Below are 8,563 nucleotides of genomic sequence, written 5' to 3' on the forward strand. Positions count from 1 at the left end.
GCAAATGACATCAAAGGAACAGGACAAAGAACCGCAAGCAAAACGCTACGCGATGAAGGAGCTAACAGGGTTAGCGAATGTAACAACGAGTTGTTCATGTAAAAAATCACCTTATACAAGCAGTGGAACGTAGCTGGTCCGGTCCGTGGGGTCATTCACATATCCATGTGACGGCTTGTATTGGCTAAGCACCGGCTTAAAACCGGAAGAGAAGTATAAACAGTTAAGTGAGACTTTCATCACATTTTTTGACGCAAACGATCGCGCGGTCATAAAGCGTACAAATCGAACTACTTCTCGCAATAATTAATTTTTCCAGCAAGAAATAATGCAAAAAAAACCATCATTAAAATAAAAAGCCACAGAGTGTGGCTTTTTCAAAATATGAGATCAAAGTGGGAATAACTAGTTTAGCAGGGCACTTTTCACTTCAGCATCTCGGAATATCTCTTCAAAACGCTGTTTGTAGATCAGTTGCATCTCATTGATGATTGCACCACCATCAGGTACATCATTCTCGCCTTGGAAATTTTTGCTGAGTAGCTTATTACCAGCTTCATCATAGATAATCACATTAACGTTGTACCAAGAGTTATCCGTAAATGCGTGGAAGTCATACTTCCACTCATTCAAGACAAACATCATCGATTTGTTGTCGAATGCTTTCATCTGCTCAGCAACCTTGGTGATATCCTCTTCAGGCGTCGTCTCAACCGACTCAACAGCTACTTGCTGTTTTTTCAAGCCTGCGACCAATCTGTCAGTCAAAAATTGAGACATTGGCTGCTGTGTCGCCGTGTTGTAGGTATAAGGAATACCTAACGAACTGCGAATAATTCCCTCAAATTTTGGCTCTTTATCATGATCGAGAACGTATGGTCTCTTATCGATTACAGCGACGGTCAACGCTTTTTCCTGTGGAACTTCATTGAGTTGAGGCGCACTTTGTTCTGCTGTTAATACCGTTGCACAACCAGAAAGCCCTAACGATACTGCAGCGAGCAGTAAACTGACGAGTTTTTTCATAGATTTACCTATCTTATTGTTTTGAATAGGCTGTTCTAACAAAAATCGACTTAATGAGTAAACATTCATAAAATCAATATTTTACATAATTGTTATTTATATAAATTCGCTCACACATCGGGTTAAATTTATTGAGTCATCAGTCAATAAAAAGGGTTTGTAACGGAACGTTATGAAATGAACAGATTATGTTCAAGCTATCAAGCAAAAGCACAAGGACATCGGCGCGTACTATGTTCTGGCACCAAAAATTGCGATGCCTCATGCTCGCCCTGAAGATGGTGTGAACGAAGCATCACTGCAAGTAACGGTATTCAAAAAGGGTGTTGATTTAGAGTCAGAAGACAACGGTGACGTTTACCTTTCGATTACTCTGGCGGCGATGGACTCAGATAGCCACATCCATACGATTATGGCGCTATCAGAGTTGTTCCAAAATGATAATGACATTGATGCCATCATCGCAGCGGAAACTGAGCAAGCGATCATCGAGATCTTAAAGCGATACTAATCTCGATCTAAAAATCCTGATAAGCCCCCATTAAAAAAAGCGATAGCCTCGGCTATCGCTTTTCTGTTTCTGGTGCTTGGTCATTTCTCATCGAATATGAGTTAAGGCATCACACCTAGAAAGCATTCAGTGGCGTTAAAACGCGTACATTCGTTTGTCTGTCGATAATTCAAAGCAATATTGCGCGTGTTTATTAAGGCACTCAAACACTTCTCGATCCAACTTAAAGTTATCAACGTGGTCCCTCAAAATAGCGAGAGTCTCTTCTAACGTCATGCCTCCACGATAAGGTCGAGACTGAGTTAGCGCTTGAAACACATCCACCACAGCAACAATTCGACTGGGTTGATCCAACTCTTCCGCCGTTTTTCCCATTGGGTAACCCGAACCATCTAACCTTTCATGATGATTAGATGCCCACTGACAAACCTGAGGTGAACTGAACAACTCCTGCAATGCGAATCGAGTGTCCGTTGCATGGCGTTTAATACAGCAATACTCTTCTTCAGTGAGTAAATCCGGCTTATGCAGAATGTCATTAGGGGTTTGCAGTTTACCGATATCATGGACTAACCCAGCCAGATAGAGTTTGCGCTGAGTGGTGTAGGAATAACCCAGCTGTTTGGCGAGGTATTCTGAAAGCTGCCCAACCTTTAAAGAGTGCTTAAAGGTAAACGAACTTTTGGTATCAACAACATTGGCGATAAACTCGGCAAAGGCCACCGTCTCATCCAGCGACATTTGCTGGGAGAAAAATGGCACAGGTTCAAAGTTATCCCTCATGTTCTCGATGTATGGAATCTCCATAGAAAACCAGAAGTCATCCAAATCAACCAACTCGCACATGTGTTGCACAAGGTTGGTTTCGAACATCTCATCCGCTTGTTCAGTCAAACGTTCAATGATGCTCGCTTTGCCGTCTGGTGTTAGGTTTCCATAACGATCAGAAGAGGTTATGCCGTATAGATAATCGACTCTATCGGCAAGCATCACGATGGCAGCTAGTTCTCTTTCTAACTCGCTGATATGAATAGCCCTTAGCTCAGACCACGGAGTATGGTGATAAAGAACCGGCTTAGCAAATATAGAAAGAACTGGGCACTCTTTTAAGATTTGGTAGCCCTTTTGACAATGGTGATAGCTTGAGTCAGGTACAAACCCAGACGTTAAACTGAGCTGTTCATCAATTTGCGAGACACCACAGTCGTGAATCAAGCCTAACGAAAACGCGAGCTGCGCTTGCTCTTCTTCCCACCCCACACTCAGAGCACATCGATACGCGATATAGCCCACTCTCTGTCCATGATTTTTACTTTCGAAACCGACGTTATCAAGCGCCTTAGCAATACCGAATAGAGCCTTCCTTAAGTCCACGGTCACGTCCTGGCAATGTTGATTCATTATTTAAGTCTAGCATTTTTATATTTTTTATATATTTAGGCCGCTAATACTAATGCATAGCTAATGATTATATACACAACTATTGTAAGGTTTAATGAGTTTCGTGATAGAACCAAAGTTTCACGAAAAATCCGTGCTACAAATGGTTGCATATTAAAAATCATGCGACATTATAGCCTGCCGACTAAGATTCGCTTAAATAAGCAGCCTTAAGAAAAGGAAAGACATGTTTAAAACGGTTATCGACAACGAACTCTCCATCGCATTGGTTGAAGAGAGCTTCGCTTCTCACTACGCGGAAATCTCACAAAGCCAGAATGAGTACCTAAGTCAATGGCTCGTGTGGCCGCCACATTGTAAAACCGAGCAAGACTTTAGGATCTTCATCCAACGCTCGCTACACGATTATGCCGAAGGTAAAAGCATGACTTGTGCAATCGTGTATCAAGACAAGGTCGTCGGTAACTGCAGTTTCAATACCATTGATCATGATAAGCAAAAGGTGACCATAGGTTATTGGTTATCTGAGACATACCAAGGAAAGGGGATTGTGACGCGCGTTGTCCAGAAGCTGATTGATGTTGCTTTCAATGAGTTAGATATGGAAAAGGTAGAGATATCAGCCGCAACCGGTAACCAAAGCAGCCGCAAGGTTTGTGAGCGCTTACATTTCACGTTAGAAGGTATTATAACTCGTAACGAGAATTTGAATGGCCGCATCGTAGACCACGCTATTTATGGACTTCATCGCTCTAAGCTCTAGGCTCTAGGCAGTAGTAACTAAGAAGTCACTCGCTTGTAAATCGGAATATAACAAAGCCACGGTATTAGTCGGTGGCTTTGTTATTTGACGAGCCTGAAGAGCTCTTGAAGCTGCAGCTTATGCGATCTTAGGAATCACGATACTGAACTTGGCGCCACCATAGTTGCTGTCGTCGATTTTGATATCCCAAGAAAGCTTTTTAGCCGCCGATAGAGCAATCGCGAGGCCTAACCCCAATCCACCTGTGGTCGACGTTCTGCTTGAATCTAATCGAGAGAACGGTAGAAATACCTCATCACGCTTATTCTCCGGTATTCCAGAACCATTGTCTTCAATCACCACCAGCCAGTTTTCTGAGTTCTCATCCAGCGTCATCCACACTTTGTCTTGTGTGTAATTACCCGCATTCTTGAGAACGTTATCGAACACCAAGCGTGCCATTGAGCAATCACACTTAATCTTGCACTCTAGCTGTACCTTAGATTCAAAGGTGGCATTGTCTAGTTTCGAGTAACGAATTCGGTCTAGGCAATACTCACGAAGATCGGAGGTCACTTTAACGAGCTCAAAGAAAGAGTTATCCATGACATTCAACTTCGACAGCATGATGATTTCTGACGTGAGCTCGTTGATATCCTCAATGTAGGTATCAATGTCATCGAAAAGAACCTGATGATTATCGGGGGCTCCCCTTCTTAGGATATCGGTCGCCAGTTGAATACGACTTAGCGGAGTTCGTACTTCGTGTGGGATAGCTTGAGCGAAAATATGACTTTGTTTTACTTTGCTTTCGATCTCTTCAGCCATGAAGTTAAAACTGCTGGCCAAATCAGAAACAGGATGGATGTCGTCCATGTCAGATCGAGTACTAAGCTTGCCCTTACCAAACTGTTTCTGCTTCTCGACGAGCAACTCTATTCTTTCTTGAAAACGCCTCACAGGTAAGTAAACACTTGCTCCAATCGCCACAATCACAGCCAACAACAGCCCTAACAAAAAGTGTCGTTCTGAGTCTTCGTACCATTCAATGTCAGGAGAGAAAAAGTCCCCTACCTCACTGAACCCAAAACTGAATTTAGAGTTTGGTAGCTGAAACACGGTCGAATAGAGGTTGTCATCACTTAGATATATCGGCACACCGTTTAAGGTTGTGTATAACTCACATTGTTGGCAAGGCGCCTCGCCCGACCAATTCTCCAACAGGCGTAAATTGAAGATATAAAATTGTTGGTAGCCTGTTCTATCGAGCTCTTTATAGAGTGAGTTTTCTTGATTGTGTTGACGAACATACTGCTCCGCAAAGTAGATGCCATCATTGAGGAAGGTTTCGATCTCGGTGCGTCGCATGTACCCCTCACCAAGGTTCAAGAACAAAAATATCGTTGCCGACATCCCAGTCACAATCCCAAGGTATAAGCGAGCAAACATCGAAACCGAGCGAAGCTTCGTAGCAATGAACTTACGCAACCAGCATGTACCCCTTGTTGCGAACCGTACGAATCAACTGTTTGTCTTTTGCGTGAATGCGCAGCTTTCGGCGTAACCCAGACACGCGCATATCAATCGAGCGGTCGTTGAACGCGTAATCTATCCCTCTAAATAACTGACAGCACTGGTCTCGAGTCACGACCTGACAGATGTTATTAACGAGAAGGTTTAAGATTTCAAATTCAGCAGAAGTAAGCTTGAGGTTTTGGCCGTAGAGCGTGGCACTTTGAGCAGAGCTGTTGATTACAATATCGCACTGTTTTTCAGCCGTAGTTTCTTGCGCAGTTTTTACGGGAGTCGCTCGACGCAATAACGCTTCAATTCGCGCTAACAAGGCATGGCCACGAATCGGTTTGGCAACGTAATCGTCCGCACCAAATTTAAACAAGCTGACCTCGCTCATTTCATCGGCGGAAGCCGTTAGCACTAAAATCATTCCATTGTAAAACTCACGGGCTTGACGGCAAATTTGCGCGCCGCTCATCCCTGGAAGCATCAAGTCCAACAGCACTAAATCAGGTTCAATACTACGGATCGCTTCAAGTGCCAAGTTCCCTTCATGAACAACGCTAACATTGTAACCTTCAGCTTCGAGGTAAAGCGTCGTTAGACGAGCTATCTCTTGGTCATCTTCAACAATGAGCACTTTGGTTTTCGACATTCCTATCACCAGTATTTATTAAAAGCGAAGGCAGTATATATACTGGTCATAGATCATCAATATTGGAATCAGAGCCCTACATTTACCGTACGCAAAACATAGTAATCACTTTTGTACATACACGTTTACAGAATAGAGAACCAACAACCGGTGCGCCTTGGTTTATCAAGGTTTCCTCCTTCAGAGCACACCATTTTGATGTGCAAGGAAAGTGGCTCTTTGATAAAAGCGAACTGCTGCTAAACCTAACCTGTACAACAAAGCAAAAAGAGAAGCTGATAAAAGCCAGATACAACGCAGAACACGACTGTTTAACGGAGCTTTATAATCGCCGTGGGATCAGCAACCTTCTAGAAACCAGCATTGCCTATCGCTCACCGTTTGAATTGATGTTTGTCGACCTTGATGGCTTCAAATTAGTTAATGACACTTATGGGCACACTGTCGGAGACCAACTACTCAAACAGGTTGGTGAACGCCTTAAACAGTTGGTTGATGAGAAATGCATGATAGGGCGATTTGGTGGCGACGAATTCATTGTGATTGCCCACACCTGCCGAAATCAAAATATCCCACTACTTTGCTCTCGCATCATTGATGCCTTAAACCGAAGTTTCCATATCAGAGGCATCGGCAGTTTATCTGTCGGTTGCAGCATAGGTACCGCGCATTTCCCTGATAACGCGGTTGACCAAGAAACATTGCTAAAGCAAGCGGGTATGGCGATGCATCTTGCAAAAGCGAATGGTCGAAACCGCTTCCAAACGTTTACCCCAGACTTAGCACAAACCCTGCATCGCAAAGTAGAGATCCGCCATCGACTGGCACGCGCCATAGAAAACGACGATCTCAACCTTCACTACCAACCGATCATGAACACCAACAGCGACAAGGTGAAAGGGTTTGAAGCCTTGCTTCGATGGTCAGACAAAGAGCTAGGTAACATAGGCCCTGATGAGTTTATTAGCTTAGCGGAGGAGACGGGGCAGATTGTACCGCTCGGGAAATGGGTTCTGAACTCTGCACTCAAACAGCTATCGATATGGCAACGTGAGTTTGATAGTGAGTTGATGATGAGTATCAATATTTCGAGTATTCAGATGCACGCGACCTTTGCCGAGCAGCTATTAGCAATGTTGAACTTCTACAATATCCAACCTCAAAGCATCGCCCTTGAGATCACCGAATCTTCCATGATCTTCAAGCATGGTGAAGTCAGGCAAGCGTTAAGCGATATTTCTAAATTGGGCGTAGAGCTTCACCTTGATGACTTTGGCACAGGCTACTCGTCACTGTCGATGTTGCATGACTTACCGATTAGCACCGTGAAACTCGATAAAAGCTTCGTCCACGGTTCACACAAAGGGAGCAAAGCGATTGTCCAAGCCACCCATGCTATCTGTGAAAAATTGGGGCTAAAAGTGGTTGCTGAAGGTGTCGAAACCGAAACGCAAAAAGCGTTCTTAATCGATTGTGGATACCAATATCTTCAGGGATTTTTATTTAGTAAACCAATTCCCTCAAATGAAGTCGAAAGTCAGTTTTTGAATGGTCGACAATCCTACAATTAAAGACTTATTTATCAATAAATTAAGTCGTTTGAATGCTTCCTAAACAATGGGCTGCTGTGGGTGTGTACGCTTACGTATGCTTACATAGCGTTTAACAGTAAGAGGGAATAATTAAGCTATTGTTTATAAAGAAAATTACTTAGAAATTTACACAATAAAACACCAAACCATTATACCCACTAACTGTAATGACTTTGGTATTTAGATTACCCTCATTCCGTCCCTTTAGCAGAGCAAATAATCGGTAACCATGAACAGACAAAACGGCTTCACTCTTTTAGAACTCATCATCTCTGTATTAATTTTAGCGATCGTTTCGGCGACAGCTATGGTCAAGTTCTTAGACGTTCAAGGAAGTGCTCGGGCGAGTAAAATACATGATGTGGCTGGTAACCTTCGCACGGGTATCGATATGATCTACGCGAAGTCAGCGATTGCTGGCGTTGAGGATGAGTGCAACTATGTTGAAAAGACGGAGATTGAGACCTACTACGTTTGTCATGGTTACCCAATCGCCTATGTTGACTCACTAAGAAGACTGCTCAATATCGACGCAACAGAGCTTCATGTCATCAACAAAGAAGTAGACTCTGGCAGCAATGCAGAAAGAGTAGCCGCCATCTCTTTCGACACCGAAAACTACACCTATTCGCCAGAAGGAGACTTTTGTCAGGTGCTTTATCAGCCAGAAAAAGAACCACAGATCGTGGTGCTTGATGGTGCATGTTAAATACTCAACGATTGCACGCTTCCATAGTTAACACAAAGCCACCGCAACAGATCTTTGAATATCATGTGGTTACGCTAACATTTGCTCAAAAATAACACTAATTGATCTAACTTGTTGCTGCTTATACTTTTAGGCAGTGCTCATGGTATAACACCAACCTCATTCATATCTTATTTTCATCACTAGCCGATTAATATTTACATAGACACATATTTGATACATATGTCAATAATAATACCATTAAAATTCTTTAATCAACACATCATGATAAAAATCATCCTTTCCCTATTTTAAATATCCCACCTTAAAGTTCAATTATTTAAATTTCGTAACAGAATAAATTAAAGTCAATCATTCAACAAATATAATTAATTCTATCATTGATTACTTTAATTAAATCACCAAAACAATA

The 8,563-nt window shown here is 42.7% G+C and carries 6 protein-coding genes and 2 pseudogenes; 4 read left to right on the forward strand and 4 right to left on the reverse strand.

The genetic code is table 11. The annotated features are described in order from the left end of the window. Positions 1-405 precede the first annotated feature (405 nt). Complete coding sequence (locus tag AB4375_RS05515; RefSeq protein ID WP_017060596.1) at positions 406-1,026, reverse strand: hypothetical protein; 621 nt, start codon at positions 1,024-1,026, stop codon at positions 406-408. Positions 1,027-1,213: 187 nt separating this feature from the next. Here AB4375_RS05515 and AB4375_RS05520 point away from each other — a divergent pair. After that, positions 1,214-1,537, forward strand: a pseudogene (locus AB4375_RS05520) (PTS sugar transporter subunit IIA); the annotation flags it as partial. A 135-nt stretch (positions 1,538-1,672) separates the two neighbouring features. Here the strand turns inward: AB4375_RS05520 and AB4375_RS05525 are convergent. Continuing rightward, entirely contained in the window at positions 1,673-2,938 is a 1,266-nt protein-coding gene (locus AB4375_RS05525; RefSeq protein WP_029235617.1) for an HD-GYP domain-containing protein, read from the reverse strand. A 226-nt stretch (positions 2,939-3,164) separates the two neighbouring features. On the opposite strand from AB4375_RS05525, the gene AB4375_RS05530 reads away from it, so the two are divergent. Beyond that, complete coding sequence (locus tag AB4375_RS05530) at positions 3,165-3,701, forward strand: GNAT family N-acetyltransferase (protein ID WP_017069226.1); 537 nt, start codon at positions 3,165-3,167, stop codon at positions 3,699-3,701. 117 nt (positions 3,702-3,818) lie between these two features. Here the strand turns inward: AB4375_RS05530 and AB4375_RS05535 are convergent, their stop codons facing one another. Together AB4375_RS05535 and AB4375_RS05540 are read right to left on the reverse strand one after the other, a co-directional pair. Then, positions 3,819-5,168 (reverse strand): sensor histidine kinase KdpD, encoded by a 1,350-nt coding sequence (locus AB4375_RS05535; protein ID WP_017069225.1) that lies wholly within the window; start codon positions 5,166-5,168, stop codon positions 3,819-3,821. Further along, complete coding sequence (locus AB4375_RS05540) at positions 5,161-5,850, reverse strand: response regulator transcription factor (RefSeq protein ID WP_017060591.1); 690 nt, start codon at positions 5,848-5,850, stop codon at positions 5,161-5,163. Before AB4375_RS05540 ends, AB4375_RS05535 begins: the two co-directional genes overlap by 8 nt. A gap of 182 nt (positions 5,851-6,032) precedes the next feature. On the opposite strand from AB4375_RS05540, the pseudogene AB4375_RS05545 reads away from it, so the two are divergent. After that, positions 6,033-7,421, forward strand: a pseudogene (locus tag AB4375_RS05545) (putative bifunctional diguanylate cyclase/phosphodiesterase); the annotation flags it as partial. A 250-nt stretch (positions 7,422-7,671) separates the two neighbouring features. Further along, a complete protein-coding gene (locus tag AB4375_RS05550) occupies positions 7,672-8,151 on the forward strand; it encodes a type II secretion system protein (protein WP_017060589.1) in 480 nt (159 codons plus the stop codon). Positions 8,152-8,563 lie beyond the last annotated feature (412 nt).

This window comes from Vibrio sp. 10N.261.51.C6 (genome assembly GCF_041471785.1).
In the GTDB taxonomy this organism is placed as follows: Bacteria; Pseudomonadota; Gammaproteobacteria; order Enterobacterales; family Vibrionaceae; genus Vibrio; species Vibrio crassostreae_C.

What these genes read in the sequence shown, in the direction of transcription:
- AB4375_RS05515 (WP_017060596.1), bottom strand. Translation starts at nt 1,026, where the DNA reads ATGAAAAAACTCGTCAGTTTACTGCTCGCTGCAGTATCGTTAGGGCTT.
- AB4375_RS05525 (WP_029235617.1), bottom strand. Translation starts at nt 2,938, where the DNA reads ATGAATCAACATTGCCAGGACGTGACCGTGGACTTAAGGAAGGCTCTA.
- AB4375_RS05530 (WP_017069226.1), top strand. Translation starts at nt 3,165, where the DNA reads ATGTTTAAAACGGTTATCGACAACGAACTCTCCATCGCATTGGTTGAA.
- AB4375_RS05540 (WP_017060591.1), bottom strand. Translation starts at nt 5,850, where the DNA reads ATGTCGAAAACCAAAGTGCTCATTGTTGAAGATGACCAAGAGATAGCT.
- AB4375_RS05550 (WP_017060589.1), top strand. Translation starts at nt 7,672, where the DNA reads ATGAACAGACAAAACGGCTTCACTCTTTTAGAACTCATCATCTCTGTA.